Raw genomic sequence first — 15,636 nt, 5'->3', positions numbered from 1 at the left:
CAGCACCTGTAGAATGCCGGCATTGCACCTGATGAGATTTCTACAATGTACGATTGGCTGAACGCCCTGCCCAAGGCAGAACTGCACTTGCACCTGGAGGGTTCGCTGGAGCCCGAGTTGCTGTTCGCCCTGGCCGAACGCAACAAGATCGCTCTACCGTGGAGCGATGTCGAAACCCTGCGCAAGGCGTACGCCTTCAACAACCTGCAAGAGTTTCTCGACCTGTATTACCAGGGCGCCGACGTGCTGCGCACTTCGCAGGATTTCTACGACCTGACCTGGGCCTACCTGTTGCGTTGCAAGGCGCAGAACGTGATTCACACCGAGCCGTTCTTCGACCCGCAGACCCACACCGACCGTGGCATCCCGTTCGAAGTGGTGCTCAACGGCATCGCCGCCGCACTGAAGGATGGCGAGCAGCAACTGGGCATCACCAGCGGTTTGATCTTGAGCTTCCTGCGTCACTTGAGCGAAGAACAAGCACAGAAAACCCTCGATCAGGCGCTGCCGTTCCGCGATGCGTTTGTGGCCGTCGGCCTGGACAGTTCGGAAATGGGTCACCCGCCGAGCAAGTTCCAGCGCGTGTTTGATCGCGCCCGCCACGAAGGCTTCCTGACCGTCGCCCACGCCGGTGAAGAAGGCCCGCCCGAGTACATCTGGGAAGCCCTCGACCTGTTGAAAATCCAGCGCATCGACCATGGCGTACGCGCCATCGAAGACGAGCGCCTGATGCAGCGGATCATCGACGAGCAGATCCCGTTGACCGTCTGCCCGTTGTCAAACACCAAGCTCTGCGTGTTCGATCACATGTCCCAGCACAACATTCTCGACATGCTTGAGCGCGGCGTGAAAGTCACGGTGAACTCGGACGACCCGGCGTACTTCGGCGGGTATGTGACCGAGAACTTCCATGCGCTGTACACCGATCTGGGCATGACCCAGGATCAGGCCAAACGCCTGGCGCAAAACAGCCTGGATGCGCGGTTGGTCAAACCATAAACTCCGCAGTTCCCCTGTGGGAGCGAGCCTGCTCGCGATGGCGATGTGTCAGACACGAATTTGTCCACTGACACGCCGCCATCGCGAGCAGGCTCGCTCCCACATTGGTGTACTACAACGCCATTTCCAGCTCGGTTTCCTTGGCAAAGCGATGGATTTCACGCTGCCCCGTCGCGGTGACGTGCAAGGCTCGCGAATCGTTCGGCAAACTCAGCCAGCCGGACTGCATGAACAATTGCAGCAACGCCGCGCCCAGTGAACCGCCCATGTGCGGACGTCTTTCGCTCCAGTCGGGGCAGGCGCAAGCGGCGCGGCGGGTGCTGTGCGCCAGCGCCTGGACGTACACACCGCGCTTGGCCAATTGCGTGGCGCCCTTGTGGGTGATCGACACCCGCTGCTCGAACTGTTCGATCCAACCCGTATCCAGCAAACGCTGGTAAAGATCGGCGGCCAAAGTGCCCCCCAAATGATCGTCGCAGAGTCGTGCGCGCAACAGCGACGAAGGTGCCGCCTGAGGTTTGGAGAGAGGTGCGGCGCGCTTGAACACGTCCGGCATGCCTCGGGGCGTGCTGGCAATCGTCGCACTGGCCAGTGCTTCTATCGCAGCGCCGACTTCGGGCGCGGCCAGGCGGAAAAACCGCTTGCGGCCACGGGTTTCGACTTTCAACAGACCTCCGGCGGACAAACGCCCCAGGTGTGCACTGGCCGAAGACGGTGACAGGCCGGCCAGCAAGGCCAGCTCTTCGGTTTGTCGCGCTGAGCCGTCCATCAAGGCCCACATCATTGCGCTGCGCTTTGGGTCAGCCAGCAACGTGGCGATCTGGCTGATGCAAGGTGCATGTTCCATGTATTCACTCCCTGTTGAATCGTTTCGTCTACTGCTCAGAGACATCTTGACCAGTAATGTGTCGTCGGCCAAGACGCGGAAACCGCGACAAACCGGGCAAAGCCACCCACTCACACAAGCCATTGCCTTGAGGGTTTTGCAAAGGCTCGGCGATCGACTGCGGGCCTGGCCGACTCGAACGCGGACTCGCCAAGGCGAGATCGACCGTGCGTACCTGAGGCGAGCGCTAGTATATGCGTGTTAACCGTCGGTTCCTGCCCTCTGAAAACCCTTGGTGGTGATAGTTTCTGAGTGAAATTTCGCTATTTACCTGCGACTAATGATCGGTGACCGCCAACACGGGAAATTGACTACTTAAACCGGCGCATCGGCTGGCGAGCATTTCCCGCAAAAGGTTCACCGGCTTACTCAATTGTGCGCGATGGGCGCACAACAAATTCAGCGGTGCGCGCTCACAGACCAGCTCCGGCATCAGCACTTTCAAGCGACCGGCCAACACATCGGCGGCGACATCCAGCCAGGATTTGTAGGCGATCCCGGCACCCGCCACGGCCCACAGGCGCACCACATCGGCATCATCACTGAAACGGTCACCGCTGACGGTCAGGCTGACTTCGCGTTTGCCATCGTGAAAACCCCAGTGATCGTGAACCCGGCTGCCAAGCATGAACAGCAGGCAATTGTGCTGCGCCAGTTGTTCCAGTTGCCGGGGCTCGCCGTGTCGGGCCAGATAGCTCGGCGCGGCACACAGCACGCGGCGGTTGTTCGGTGCGATGGGCAGCGCCACCAGGCTTGAGTCTTCCGGCTCGCCGTAGCGCAGAGCGATGTCCACCGGCTGGCGGAATAGGTCGGCGATGCGGTCGCCCAGCAGCAGGCGCACCGTGAGCTTCGGATGCTCGCGCTGGAACTCGTCCAGCCACGGCAGCAACAGGTTGCGACCGAAATCCGACGGTGCCGACAGCTGCAACACTCCGCTGACCTGGTCCTGACCGCTGGCCAGCAAGCGGCGACCCTCATCGAGGTTGCTCAGGGCCGCCCGGGCGTATTCGAGAAACCCCTCGCCCTCGGCGGTCAGGCGCAGGCTGCGGGTGGAACGGGCGAGCAACCGCGCACCGAGTTGCTGTTCGATACGTTTCAACGCCGCACTGGCCACCGCCGCCGACATGTCCATCCCCCGCGCCGCCGCCGACAGACTGCCCAGGTCCGCCGCCCGGACAAACAACTGCAAGTCATCGAAACGCAGCATTTCCAGCCTCGATTATCAAAAAAATATTGAAAGAGACTGCTCTTTTAGCGGGTTTTATCTTGCAGAGAAATAGCCAATCATCTGCCCCATCGAAATCACCCCGTTATCGGAGTCGAACATGTCCCAGCCGTTTACCGCCATCGCCACCCTGATCGCCAAAGCCGGTCAGCAAGACGCACTCGAACAGCACCTGCGTGCACTGCTGGAACCGACCCGCGCCGAAGCCGGTTGCAGTCAATACGACCTGCATCAGGACCTGGCCAATCCGCTGGCCTTCTACATGATCGAGCAATGGAGCAGCGACGAAGCGCTGCAAGCCCATGACGCCAGCGCACACATCCAGCACTTTCGCGCCACAGCCGGCGACCTGATCGAACACTTCGATCTCAAACGCCTGCGTGTCGTGGCCTGATTTTCTTAAATACTGTTGTGGAGCCCTTCATGAAAGCCATTGCCTATTACGCCTCGTTGCCGATCAGCGACGCCAACTCCCTGCAAGACATCGAACTGCCAGAACCGGTCGCCGGCCCGCGCGACCTGTTGGTGGAAGTCAAAGCAATCTCGGTCAACCCGGTGGACACCAAAGTCCGCCAGAACGTGCAGCCTGAAGGTGGCGCGGCCAAAGTGCTGGGCTGGGACGTGGCCGGTGTGGTCAAGTCGGTCGGCAGTGAAGTGACGTTGTTCAAGGCCGGCGACAAGGTGTTCTACGCCGGCTCCATTGCCCGCGCCGGCGGGAATAGCGAGCTGCACGCGGTGGACGAGCGGATCGTCGGCCACATGCCGAAAACCCTCGGTTTCGCCGAAGCCGCCGCGCTGCCGTTGACGGCGATCACCGCGTGGGAATTGTTGTTTGAACGCCTGCAAGTGCGCGAAGGCAACACCGATGAAGGCCAGAGTCTGCTGATCGTCGGTGCGGCCGGCGGTGTCGGTTCAATCCTTACGCAACTGGCCAGTCAGCTCACCGGGCTGAAGGTCATCGGTACCGCGTCCCGTGCGCAAACCCAGAGCTGGGTGCGTGAGCTGGGCGCCGATCTGGTGATCGATCACAGCCAACCGCTGAGCGAAGAACTCAAACGTGCAGGCGCGAACTCGGTGACCCACGTCGCCAGCCTGACCCAGACCGATCAGCATCTGGATCAATTGGTCGAGGCGTTGGCGCCGCAGGGCAAACTGGCGCTGATCGATGACCCGAAGGCGCTGGACGTGACCAAGCTCAAGCGCAAGAGCCTGTCGCTGCACTGGGAGTTCATGTACACCCGCTCGCTGTTCGAAACGGCGGACATGATCGAGCAACACAAACTGCTCAATCGCGTGGCGGCGCTGATCGATGCCGGGACGTTGAAAACCACGGTGGGCGAGCACTTCGGAACGATCAATGCAGCGAATTTGCGACGTGCGCATGAGCTGCTGGAGAGCGGCAAGTCCAAGGGCAAGATTGTCCTCGAAGGCTTCTGAAACAGATTGATACAAGTGTCGTCCGAATGGACGACACCGTCAGTCCGAAGGTTGACCGTTGTCATCATTGCGATCCTATTCGGGTCTACAATCGTGTCCTCTGCGATGCAATCTTTTAACCGAGGAGGTCAGCAATGAAGATCCTGATAAAAGAATTGGCAAAATCCCAGTGGCAGGTCCGCCTGGACCAACACGCGGTGACATTCCGTAGCGAAGCCGAAGCGCGCGCGTTCACCCGAACCCTCGAAGCACGATTGCACGCCCCTCATCAGATTCCCGTCCAGCAGCAACGCGCTGCCGGCTGAGACCTTCCTCATACCTGGGCTTTTACCAATGCCCGGGCATTTTGCAGACGCCGGGTGAGCATCGCTATGCTCACCACCAGAACTCCGCACAGGCTGATGACCATGGCCATCGGCATGGCGCTGCCGTCGTACAAAATACCCACGAGCGACGCGGCTCCGGCGGCGACGCTGAATTGCAGGCAACCGAGCATTGCCGACGCACTGCCCGCGCGCGCGCCCTGCCCGTTCATGGCGCAAGCCGAGGCGTTGGGCAGGATGCAACCGAGGCTGGCGATGCAGATAAACAGCGGAATCAGCAATGGCCACAATTGCTCGGTGTGCAGTGAACTGACCGCGAGCAGCGTCAGGCCCGCCGCGAGGTAGATCCATACGGTGCGCGCCAGCAGGAACGCCGGGCCACGCTTGGCCAGCAACCGTGCGTTGACCTGCGCCACCAGAATGAACCCCGCCGCATTGGTGCCGAACAACCAGCCGAAGTGCTCGGCCGGCACGCCGTAGAGTTTGATGAAGACGAACGGCGAACCGGCGATGTAGGCAAACATCCCGGCGATGGCGATGCCACCGGTCAGGGCGTGGCCGAGGTACACCGGATCCGACAACAGCCGACCGTACTGACGCAACGCGCCTGACAAGGGCTGGCGTGGCATATTCGCCGGCATGCTTTCCGGCAAGCCGAGCGCCACGGCCAGCCCGGCCAGTGCACTGAAACCGGTCAGCACCAGGAAGATCGATTGCCAGCCCGTGGTGTTGACCAGCAACCCGCCGAGCATCGGCGCGAGAATCGGTGCCAGGCCCATGACCAGCATCAGTTGTGAAAAGACTTTCGCCGAGCCCACCGCATCGCATTTGTCACTGACGATCGCCCTTGAAATCACCATCCCCGCACAACCGCCCAGCGCCTGGACGAACCGCGCACCTAGCAGCCATTCCAGGTTCGGCGCGTAGGCGCACGCCAGGGAAGCGATGGTGAACAGACCGACCCCCGTCAGCAACGGAATACGCCGACCAAAACGATCCGCCACCGGGCCGTACATCAGCTGACCTATGGACAAACCGAGGAAATACGCCGCCAGCGTCAGTTGAACGTGCTGTTCATCGGTGCCGAACGCCAGCGCCATGGCCGGAAACGCCGGCAGATAGAAATCGATTGCCAGCGGGCCAAAAGCGCTCAGTGCGCCAAGAATCAAAATGGTACGGAAGTTCATCGGGTATCCAGTGGGACGGAGGTCGGCGGGCACACAGTCTAGCCGCGCATCGACGCCTTGAACATTCCGATAGCTCGCTAACTATTAAAAACTCTGAAAAACGCCGGCCCTTGTAGGAGCAGAGCTTGCTCGCGAATGCGGTGGGTCAGCCACGTCAATGCCGTCTGACAAACCGAATTCGCGAGCAAGCTTCGCTCCTACAGTGGTTTTGCGTGTTGCTTCAGGCGACTTTCACTTCGTAGCCTTCTTCGCTGATCGCGGCGATCACTTGATCCGCGGTCAACGCACTTTCGACGCCGACTTCCTTTGCCGCCAGATCGACCCGCACGCTGGCCGCAGGATCCTTGGCTTGCAGCGCTTGAGTGATGGCTTTGACGCAGTGACCGCAGGACATGCCTTGAACGTTGAACACTTGCATGGAATGACTCCTTTAGTGAGATTGCGAACAGTCTCGAGCTTGCCACCATGGCAAGGTCAAGTTCTGAAGTGAGCTGCCGGGCTGGCAATCGGCGTCGCGCTCGGCCAAGCTGCGTGCATCTATGACTCGATCTCAGGAGATTCAGCCATGCGCTGGTCAGCTCTCAGCCTGTTTGGCTTCCTCAGCCTTTTCGCCGCCGTGCCCTCGGTCAATGCTGCCGGGGAGGATTACGGCGTGTTGATCATTTCCCGCGAGCGCCTGGAAGTGTCGACCAACTGCGAAATCGGCGTGTACATCCAGGATCAACTGTCGGCACGGCTGTTTCAGGAACAAAGCACCTCGTTCAACCTGCCGCCAGGCAACGTTTCGCTGCGCCTGAAATTGCTGCCGGGCCAGGCGCCGGGCTGCAACCCAGGCATGCTGGCGCCGGGCTCGCAGAACATCAGCCTCAAGGCCGGGGATGTGTTGAAGTACCGGATTGCGATGACGCAGGAAGGGATGTACCTCAAGGCGACAGCCCTCGATTATTGAGTCGCCTGTAAAAGATCGCAGCCTGCGGCAGCTCCTACAGGTGTACGCATAGTTCTGTAGGAGCTGCCGCAGGCTGCGATCTTTTGATCTGAGACATGGCGCTTGACCTTGCCAGCATGGCAAGGTTGATCCTGTAGGCATCTACTACAGGGAGTGCGACCGATGTCCGAATCCACCACGTTTGATCTGCCGATTGCCGGCATGACCTGCGCCAGTTGCGCCGGCCGTGTCGAGCGTGCCTTGAGCAAAGTCATCGGCGCCACGGCTGTCAGCGTCAACCTGGCCACCGAGCAGGCGCGGGTTCAAGCGCCCAGCGACAGCCTGCCGGCGTTGATGGACGCGGTGCAGCAGGCCGGTTACAGCGTGCCGCAGCAGAGTCTGGAGTTGAGCATCGACGGCATGACCTGCGCGTCCTGCGTCGGTCGGGTCGAACGGGCGCTGGCCAAAGTGCCCGGCGTCAAAAGCGTCAGCGTCAACCTGGCCAACGAACGCGCCCACCTCGAACTGCTCGGGCAGATCGATCCGCAAACCCTGATCGCTGCCGTGACCAAGGCGGGTTACAACGCCAGCGTCTGGGAAGTCGAACACCCGCCAACCGACACGCAACATCAGCGCCTGCACCGCGAACGCTGGGTGTTGATCATGGCCATCGCCCTCGCCTTGCCGCTGGTATTGCCAATGCTGCTGCAACCGTTCGGCGTGCACTGGATGCTCCCGGCGTGGGTGCAGTTCGCCCTGGCCACACCGGTGCAATTCATCTTCGGCGCACGCTTTTATGTGGCGGCATGGAAAGCCGTACGCGCCGGTGCCGGCAACATGGACCTGCTGGTCGCCCTCGGCACCAGCGCCGGTTATGGCTTGAGCCTCTACGAATGGGCCACCGCCGCCGGACGCATGCCGCACCTGTATTTCGAAGCCTCTGCGGTGGTGATCGCCTTGGTGCTGCTGGGCAAATACCTCGAAAGCCGCGCCAAACGCCAGACCGCCAGCGCCATCCGCGCCCTCGAAGCCTTGCGCCCCGAGCGGGCGATTCAAGTCATCGACGGTCGCGAGCAGGACGTGGCGATCAGCGCCTTGCGCCTGAATGATCTGGTGCTGGTCAAACCCGGCGAACGTTTCCCGGTGGACGGCGAAGTGGTCGAAGGCCAGAGCCATGCCGACGAAGCGCTGATCAGCGGCGAAAGCCTGCCGGTGCCGAAACAGCCCGGCGACAAGGTTACCGGTGGCGCCATCAACGGTGAAGGTCGCCTGTTGGTTCGCACCCAGGCCTTGGGTGCGGAAACCGTACTGGCGCGGATCATCCGCCTGGTCGAAGACGCGCAAGCGGCGAAAGCACCGATCCAGAAACTGGTGGATAAAGTCAGCCAGGTGTTTGTGCCGACGGTGCTGCTGATCGCACTGGCGACCCTGATCGGTTGGTGGTTGTACGGCGCACCGATGGAAACCGCGCTGATCAACGCCGTCGCGGTATTGGTGATCGCCTGCCCTTGCGCCCTCGGGTTGGCCACGCCAACGGCGATCATGGCTGGCACCGGTGTGGCGGCGCGCCACGGGATTCTGATCAAGGACGCCGAAGCACTGGAACGTGCCCATGAAGTCAGCGCGGTGGTGTTCGACAAGACCGGCACGCTGACTTCGGGTGCACCGCGTATCGCCCATTTGAACGCCATCGACGGTGACGACGCCGCCCTGCTGCAAATGGCCGGCGCGCTGCAACGCGGCAGTGAGCATCCACTGGCCAAGGCGGTTCTGGATGCGTGCACCGAACGCGGGTTGGCCGTGGCCGATGTCAGCGACAGCCAGTCCCTGACCGGGCGCGGCATTGCCGGCAACCTCGAGGGTCGGCGCCTGGCGCTGGGCAATCGTCGCCTGCTGGAAGAAAGCGGGTTGAGCGCGGGACCATTGGCCGACGCTGCTACCGCATGGGAAACCGAAGGCCGGACCCTGTCCTGGTTGATCGAGCAAAATCCCACGCCGACCGTGCTGGGTTTGTTCGCCTTCGGTGACACCCTCAAATCAGGCGCGCTGCAAGCGGTGCAACAACTCAGCGCCCGCCACATCAGCAGCCACTTGCTGACCGGAGATAATCGCGGCAGCGCCAAAGTGGTCGCCGAGGCGTTGGGCATCACCGACGTGCACGCCGAAGTACTGCCGGCCGACAAAGCCGCCACCGTCGCCGAACTGAAAAAGACCGGCGTGGTAGCGATGGTCGGCGACGGCATCAACGACGCCCCGGCCCTGGCCGCCGCCGACATCGGCATTGCCATGGGTGGCGGCACCGACGTCGCCATGCACGCAGCCGGGATCACCCTGATGCGCGGCGATCCTCGACTGGTGCCGGCAGCGCTGGACATCAGTCGCAAGACCTACGCGAAGATTCGTCAGAACCTGTTCTGGGCCTTCGTTTATAACCTGATCGGCATTCCGCTGGCCGCGTTCGGTTTCCTCAACCCGGTGCTGGCCGGCGCAGCGATGGCGTTGTCGAGCGTCAGCGTGGTGAGCAATGCGTTACTGTTGAAAACCTGGAAACCCAAGGATCTGGAGGACAACCGATGAACATCGGCCAAGCAGCCCGCCAAAGTGGCCTGAGCGCGAAGATGATCCGTTATTACGAGTCCATCGGCTTGCTCAAGGCGGCTCATCGCACCGACAGCGGTTACCGGGTTTACGGCGCTGACGACTTGCACACGCTGGCCTTTATCAAGCGATCGCGGGATTTGGGGTTTTCCCTGGAAGAGGTCGGCAAACTGCTGACCCTCTGGCAGGACCGCCAGCGAGCCAGCGCCGATGTGAAAGCACTGGCTCGTCAGCACATCGACGAGCTGAACCAGAAAATCCGCGAACTCGGTCAGTTGCGCGACACGTTGCAGGACCTGGTCGAGCACTGCCAGGGCGATCACCGCCCGGACTGCCCGATCCTCAAAAATCTTGAGTCGGGTTGCTGCGCCGTACCCGCTCACCCCTGATCGCGAGCACCTTCACCATCAACAAGGTGGTGAGGGGAATGCCGTGGAACAACAACACCACCGCGCCGGGCGTCCACCATGAATAGAACGGCGCGGCGATCAACATGCCAATGCCGAACCCGGTCATTTGCAGCAACGTCAGAAAGCTGAAAATCGGCAGGCGCAGGTTGTCCGGTTCACGTTGCAGTCGCGACATCAGGCCGACTTCCGAGAAGCCGTCGCCCAGCCCTGCCGGCAGTGAGAACAACAACAAACCGTAGAGCGTTTGCTGCTGGAACATCAGGATAAAGCCGCAGGACATTAGCAACACGCCGAAGAAATACCGTCGCTCCAGGTTCACGTTGTCCGAGCCTTTCAGGCGACTGGCAATCCGTGCGCCGATCAATTTTCCACTGGCCCAGACTGCCAGCATCAGGCCCAGCGTGGTGCTGGCCGATTCGGGTGTCAGCAATTTTGAAATGATCGGCAAACCGACGTTGTGTGCAGCGCTGCCCAGAGTGTCGGCCATGGTGACCGCGAGCATCGCAGCCACCACCGGTGTGGTGCGCAGACCTTGGCGCAGCGCTGACCATTCGCCTCGTTCATGATGGGGCCCGGCACTGGGAGACGGTCCGGCAAACCGCAGCGGCAGGATGAACAACGCGGCCAGCAGGTAAGTGACCACGTTCAGCGCAAAGACTGTTTCAAAGCCGAACGCCGCCACCAACAGGCCGGCCACCAGACTTCCGCCGACCATCGCCGCCGACGATGCGGAGGTGATCCAGGCGTTGGTCTTGAGCAACTGCTCGCCATCGATCAAGTGCGGCAACTGGCTGTTGAGGCCGATGGCGAACAATGAATTGCCCAAGCCCAGGCCAAAAGCGATCACCGGCAGCAAAAGCGCTTGCTGGCTGACTGGCAACACCAGCAGCAAACCCAGCAATCCGGCGCGCAGCAGGTCGAACGCGATCAACGGCAAGCGCCCGGCCCAGCGGCGATAAAAACTCGTGCCGATCAGGCTGGCGAAAATCCCTCCGCCCACGCGACTGGCGAGGAAGATACCGACGCTCATGGCGCTGTTGCTGAGCAGGTAGACGTAGGTGGCCAGGGCGACCATGTTGAGGAACGCGCCGAAGTCCGAGACCAGACGGGCGGCAATGATCAGTCGGGCATTGCGGGTGGAGGTGTTCACATTCAGTCCTGTAGGAGCGAGCTTGCTCGCGATAAACCTGAGAGCGCTGCTGGGTGTCAGGTTTACAGCGTTATCGTTGACGACCATCGCGAGCAAGCTCGCTCCTACAGGGAACTATGCGGTTCATAAAAAACCCGGCCGAAGCCGGGTTTTTCGTCAACCGATCACTGCATCCACGGTGGAGGCGGTTCTTCGGTTTTGCTCGGTGGCGCATCATCTGCTGCGCGTATCGCTTGTTTGCGTTCTTCATCCAGGCGTGCTGCCTCGATTTCGCGTATGACCCCGCCAACGTCGGCCAACTCTTCCGGTTCGTCGAACTCGCCGGTCAAGACACTGGCCGGGTGCAAGGTGCCGGCTTCGTACAAGGCCCACATTTCCTTGGCGTATTTGGTCTTTTTCAACTCCGGGGCAAACCGCCCGAAGTAGGACGCCATGTTGCCCACGTCGCGCTCCAGCATGCTGAACGCGTGGTTGTTGCCCGCCGCGTCGACCGCTTGCGGCAAGTCGATGATGACCGGGCCGGTCGGCGTCAACAGTACGTTGAACTCGGACAGGTCACCGTGCACCAGGCCGGTACACAACATCAGCACGATCTGCGAAATCAGGAACGCGTGATATTCGCGCGCCTGGTCCGGCTCCAGCACCACGTCGTTCAGACGCGGCGCGGCATCGCCGTACTCGTCGGCCACCAGTTCCATCAGCAGCACACCTTCAAGGAAGTCGTAAGGCTGAGGAACCCGCACACCCGCACCGGCCAGACGAAACAGCGCCGCCACTTCGGCGTTCTGCCAGGCATCTTCGGTTTCTTTCTTGCCGAACTTGGAGCCCTTGGCCATCGCCCGAGCCTGACGGCTGTTGCGTACCTTGCGACCTTCCTGGTACTCGGACGCCTGGCGGAAACTGCGTTTATTCGCCTCCTTGTAGACCTTCGCGCAACGCAACTCGTTGCCGCAGCGCACCACATAAACAGCTGCTTCTTTACCACTCATGAGTGGGCGCAGCACCTCGTCGACCAGACCGTCCTCGATCAGGGGTTCAATGCGTTTTGGAGTCTTCATCAGCTTTTATTGTGGGTCCTTTATTACCAAACACGCGAAAGTCATTCGTTATACGGCAATCCACTCATTCGGGGGAGGGGTTACCGACCTATGAACGTTGCGGATGCACACAATGTGCCGAAAAAACCCGGCAAACCCGCCGATGCTCATCGACCGCCAAGGATCATAGCCGAGCCGGCAGCACTTGTTGGAGAAGGGATGCGAGGGGATTTGCGACAGAATCCGACATACCGGTCCCTACCGTTCGCAAGATTTTTTTCAACAGCCCTCAATTTCCTCCTTTAGCAGCCGAAGTCATCTGTAACAAAGTGAATTGTCCGACGATCGTTCCGACAGAAAACGATGGCGTGCCCAAGGGATCGGGTTCAACAAAACGTTTACGGCTGCCAATAATTCCGCGAGTCATCTGCACTGCGTGGGCCTACAAGAAAATCTGGAGCGCGGATGAACATCAAACAGAAGTTGACGTGGGCGTTTGCAATCATCGCCTGCCTGCCCGTGGTGCTGGTCGCCACCCTCGTTGTGTTGAACTTGCGTAGTGATGCCAAGGACGAGTTCGTCGACAACAGCGGTCGTGAAATCCGTCAGGTCAGCAATGCCATGCAACTGTTTTTCGACGGCATCAGCCAGAACGTCGAATACCTGGCCAAGCAACCGCTGATCACAAACTCCGACGACAGCCTCAAGACCTACATGAAGGCCGACGCCGCCAGCGTTCCCCAAGGCGAGGCGGACAAAAAAGTCTTCGGCTTCCTGCAGGACCTGGGCAATTCCCATCCGTCCTACGCCTACGCGATCCTCGGCACTGCGGCCGGCGGTTACGTGTCGTGGCCGGACGACGCCAAGCTGGCCAACTACGACCCGCGCCAGCGTCCGTGGTACAAGGCGGCCCAGGCCAAACCGGGCAAGCCGTTCCGTACCGAGGCCTATTACTGGGCCGAAAATGATACGTCCTACGTCAGCACCGTACGCACCATCGACAACAAGCTGGGCACCAACGGTGGCGTGGTCAGCATCGACGTGTCGCTCAAACAGCTCACCGAACTGGTCAAACAGATCAAGCTCGGCGAAACCGGCTACCTGATGCTGCTGGAAAACTCCGGCACCGTACTGGTCGATCCGAAACAACCGGAACACAACTTCAAGGCACTGGGCAGCCTCGGCGAGGGTTATGCGCAACTGGCCAAGGCCGGCAAAGGCCTGGTCGAAGTCGAGCTCAATGGCGAGCGATACATGGCCAACGTCTGGCCTTCCGAGCAATTGGGCTGGACCTTCATCGGCCTGATCAAGCAGAGCGACGTGATGAGCACCGCGACTCAACTGACCTGGTTGATCGCAATCATCGCCGCCGTGCTGGCAGTGGTCTTCGCCGTCGTCGGCGCCAGTTTCGCCAGCGTCATCGTGCGTCCGATCCGCAGTGTGGCCGATGGCCTGGAAGGCATTGCCCAAGGTGAAGGCGACCTGACCAAGAACCTGCAAATCCGTGGCAGCGACGAAACCGCGCAACTGGCCAACTGGTTCAACCAGTTCCTGGCGGCGATTCGCAACCTGATTCAAAGCATCGGCGGCGCCGCGACCAAAATCCTCGCCACCTCCAAGAGCTCGACCCAAGTCTCCAGCGACATGGCCGAAGCGGCCGGACGCCAGCGTGAAGCGGTGGACATGGTGTCGACCGCGTTCCACGAAATGGTCGCCACCGCCAACGAAGTCGCGCGCTCATGCAGCCAGGCGGCCGAGTCGGCCGACAGTGGCCAGCGCCAGGCACGTGAAGGTCAGCAACAGATTGATGCCGCCGTGACCAGCGTTGATCGCCTGAGCCAGGAAATCGAACAGTCGGCGCAGTCGATGCAACAACTTGAGCGTGACAGCAACGACATTCAGTCGATTCTCGGGACTATTCGTTCAATCGCCGAACAGACCAACCTGCTGGCGTTGAACGCTGCCATCGAGGCCGCACGGGCCGGTGAACAAGGTCGCGGTTTTGCGGTGGTGGCGGACGAAGTGCGGGCCTTGGCCAAGCGCACCGCCGACTCCACGGCGGAAATCGACGGCCTGCTTGGCAACCTCGCCAAACGCACCAGCCAGGTGACTCAGCAGATGCATGCGAGCCTGGAAGTGTCGCAGCAGTCGGTGACTCGCATCGGTGAAGCGCGCAGCAGCTTCGGGCAGATCCGTGAATCGGTGGACGTGATCCGCGACATGAACACCCAGATCGCCACAGCGGCTGAACAGCAGCATCAGGTGGCCGAAGACATCAATCGGCACATCAGCCAGATTCATGGCGATGCGCAGTTGGTGGCAGAACTGGCGAACTCGGCGCGGTTGGATTCGCAGAGCCTGGCCGGGTTGTCGAATGAGCTGGATGGGTTGGTTCGCCGTTTCCGTACCTGACGGCGACCGCTTCGCGGTCGATCGCTGGCAAGCCAGCTCCTACAGGATTTGCGTGATCCCTTGTAGGAGCTGGCTTGCCAGCGATGGCGGCCTCACTGCCGAAACAACTCTCCAGGCGTAAACCCGAACAACCCTCTAAACGCCGCAATAAACGCCGACGTCGAGTCATACCCACACGCCAACGCCGCATTCGTCACGCTGTCCCCCGCCTCCAGCAAATTCAACGACGACAGCAGCCGCATTCGTTGCCGCCAGCCACGAAAACTCAATCCCGTTTCCCGCTGGAACAAGCGCATCAGGGTCTTCTCCGACGCACCCAATCGTTGTGCCCATTCCTGCAAGGTCACGTTGTGTTCCGGGTTTTCGATCAATTCGTTGCACAAGCCCAGCAAGCGTTCATGGCGCGGCAGGGGCAGCGAGAAACCGACCTCCGGCAAATTCGCCAGTTGATCCAGCAGCACATTCACCAGCCGCGCCTCCGGGCTGTCGCCCTGTGGATATTCCACCGGCAGCGCACAAAAACTCTTGATCAGCTCCCGGGCCAGCGGCGTCACTTCCAACACCCGGCAACGCCCGTCCGCCCATTGGCAATCCTCGCGACGCACGTAAAGGCTGCGCATTTCGGCGCGCATCGAGGTCACGACCTGATGTTCGAGATCCGCCGGAATCCAGATCCCCCACTGCGGCGGCGCAAAAAAACTGCCCTCGGCGGTATGCACACCGAGGACGCCGCTGATGGCGTAGGAGAATTGCACCCAGTCGTGGCGATGAGACGGCGTCCATGAACCGGCGTTGAGGCTTTCGGCACGTGCGTACAACGGACGCGGCAACACGGTCAGGGCCGGGATGGTCCGTTCGAGGGATTGTTGTCCGTTAGTCGGCATTGACTGGCCTTATGTCGCGGGATTGCTGATTAGGCGACCTTAAGCCATGCCACTCATCTATTCAATATCGGTGACCCCCTGTGGGAGCGGGCTTGCTCGCGAAGGCGGAGTGTCAGTCAACTAATGTATCGACTGACCCACCGCCTTCGCGAGCAAGCCC

Annotated in this window: 15 protein-coding genes and 1 pseudogene; 9 read left to right on the top strand and 7 right to left on the bottom strand. The window is 60.9% G+C overall.

Annotated features, from left to right (window positions below; all coding sequences use genetic code 11):
• Positions 1-45 precede the first annotated feature (45 nt).
• The gene (locus tag KGB24_RS23465; protein ID WP_008031333.1) at positions 46-999 is read left to right on the top strand and encodes an adenosine deaminase; all 954 of its coding nucleotides are present in this window, start codon (positions 46-48) and stop codon (positions 997-999) included.
• Between the two features lie 112 nt (positions 1,000-1,111).
• Here the strand turns inward: KGB24_RS23465 and KGB24_RS23460 are convergent, their stop codons facing one another.
• Together KGB24_RS23460 and KGB24_RS23455 are read right to left on the bottom strand one after the other, a co-directional pair.
• Positions 1,112-1,846 (bottom strand): ArsR/SmtB family transcription factor, encoded by a 735-nt coding sequence (locus tag KGB24_RS23460; RefSeq protein ID WP_008038764.1) that lies wholly within the window; start codon positions 1,844-1,846, stop codon positions 1,112-1,114.
• A 316-nt stretch (positions 1,847-2,162) separates the two neighbouring features.
• Entirely contained in the window at positions 2,163-3,092 is a 930-nt protein-coding gene (locus tag KGB24_RS23455; protein ID WP_223413677.1) for a LysR family transcriptional regulator, read from the bottom strand.
• Between the two features lie 118 nt (positions 3,093-3,210).
• On the opposite strand from KGB24_RS23455, the gene KGB24_RS23450 reads away from it, so the two are divergent.
• The 3 genes from KGB24_RS23450 to KGB24_RS23440 all read left to right on the top strand — a co-directional run bounded on the left by KGB24_RS23450 (position 3,211) and on the right by KGB24_RS23440 (position 4,852).
• On the top strand, positions 3,211-3,504 hold the full coding sequence (locus KGB24_RS23450; RefSeq protein ID WP_223413676.1) for a putative quinol monooxygenase: 294 nt from the start codon (positions 3,211-3,213) through the stop codon (positions 3,502-3,504).
• A 29-nt stretch (positions 3,505-3,533) separates the two neighbouring features.
• Complete coding sequence (locus KGB24_RS23445) at positions 3,534-4,547, top strand: zinc-binding alcohol dehydrogenase family protein (RefSeq protein WP_223413675.1); 1,014 nt, start codon at positions 3,534-3,536, stop codon at positions 4,545-4,547.
• 134 nt (positions 4,548-4,681) lie between these two features.
• On the top strand, positions 4,682-4,852 hold the full coding sequence (locus KGB24_RS23440) for a hypothetical protein (RefSeq protein WP_223413674.1): 171 nt from the start codon (positions 4,682-4,684) through the stop codon (positions 4,850-4,852).
• Between the two features lie 8 nt (positions 4,853-4,860).
• Here KGB24_RS23440 and KGB24_RS23435 read toward each other — a convergent pair whose 3' ends face one another.
• Both KGB24_RS23435 and KGB24_RS23430 read right to left on the bottom strand, forming a co-directional pair.
• Complete coding sequence (locus KGB24_RS23435) at positions 4,861-6,057, bottom strand: multidrug effflux MFS transporter (RefSeq protein WP_223413673.1); 1,197 nt, start codon at positions 6,055-6,057, stop codon at positions 4,861-4,863.
• 220 nt (positions 6,058-6,277) lie between these two features.
• Positions 6,278-6,475 carry a cation transporter gene (locus KGB24_RS23430; protein ID WP_008031318.1) on the bottom strand — a complete coding sequence of 66 codons (198 nt, stop codon included), beginning with the start codon at positions 6,473-6,475 and terminating at the stop codon, positions 6,278-6,280.
• A 147-nt stretch (positions 6,476-6,622) separates the two neighbouring features.
• Between KGB24_RS23430 and KGB24_RS23425 the strand changes: the two genes are divergently transcribed.
• From KGB24_RS23425 to cueR, 3 genes are all read left to right on the top strand, one after another.
• Entirely contained in the window at positions 6,623-7,006 is a 384-nt protein-coding gene (locus tag KGB24_RS23425; protein ID WP_223413671.1) for a hypothetical protein, read from the top strand.
• A gap of 162 nt (positions 7,007-7,168) precedes the next feature.
• Positions 7,169-9,562 carry a heavy metal translocating P-type ATPase gene (locus KGB24_RS23420; RefSeq protein ID WP_223413670.1) on the top strand — a complete coding sequence of 798 codons (2,394 nt, stop codon included), beginning with the start codon at positions 7,169-7,171 and terminating at the stop codon, positions 9,560-9,562.
• Positions 9,559-9,972 (top strand): Cu(I)-responsive transcriptional regulator, encoded by a 414-nt coding sequence (gene cueR, locus KGB24_RS23415; protein ID WP_192420897.1) that lies wholly within the window; start codon positions 9,559-9,561, stop codon positions 9,970-9,972. The genes KGB24_RS23420 and cueR overlap by 4 nt, the downstream gene beginning before the upstream one ends.
• Here cueR and KGB24_RS23410 read toward each other — a convergent pair.
• Both KGB24_RS23410 and KGB24_RS23405 read right to left on the bottom strand, forming a co-directional pair.
• Positions 9,926-11,143 (bottom strand): MFS transporter, encoded by a 1,218-nt coding sequence (locus KGB24_RS23410; protein ID WP_223413669.1) that lies wholly within the window; start codon positions 11,141-11,143, stop codon positions 9,926-9,928. The two genes, cueR and KGB24_RS23410, sit on opposite strands and share 47 nt — an antisense overlap.
• 164 nt (positions 11,144-11,307) lie before the next feature.
• On the bottom strand, positions 11,308-12,201 hold the full coding sequence (locus KGB24_RS23405; RefSeq protein ID WP_008031309.1) for a PA4780 family RIO1-like protein kinase: 894 nt from the start codon (positions 12,199-12,201) through the stop codon (positions 11,308-11,310).
• A gap of 444 nt (positions 12,202-12,645) precedes the next feature.
• Between KGB24_RS23405 and KGB24_RS29490 the strand changes: the two are divergent.
• Positions 12,646-13,734, top strand: a pseudogene (locus tag KGB24_RS29490) (cache domain-containing protein); the annotation flags it as partial.
• Positions 13,735-13,824: 90 nt separating this feature from the next.
• On the top strand, positions 13,825-14,592 hold the full coding sequence (locus KGB24_RS29485) for a methyl-accepting chemotaxis protein (RefSeq protein ID WP_390959830.1): 768 nt from the start codon (positions 13,825-13,827) through the stop codon (positions 14,590-14,592).
• A gap of 92 nt (positions 14,593-14,684) precedes the next feature.
• Here KGB24_RS29485 and KGB24_RS23395 read toward each other — a convergent pair whose 3' ends face one another.
• Complete coding sequence (locus KGB24_RS23395) at positions 14,685-15,476, bottom strand: AraC family transcriptional regulator (RefSeq protein ID WP_223413667.1); 792 nt, start codon at positions 15,474-15,476, stop codon at positions 14,685-14,687.
• Between the last annotated feature and the right edge of the window lie 160 nt (positions 15,477-15,636).

This window comes from Pseudomonas sp. BF-RE-25, assembly GCF_019956105.1.
GTDB lineage: Bacteria > Pseudomonadota > Gammaproteobacteria > Pseudomonadales > Pseudomonadaceae > Aquipseudomonas > Aquipseudomonas migulae.
The sequence above is the reverse complement of the archived record's forward strand: the minus strand, read 5'-3'. Positions and strand labels throughout refer to the sequence as shown.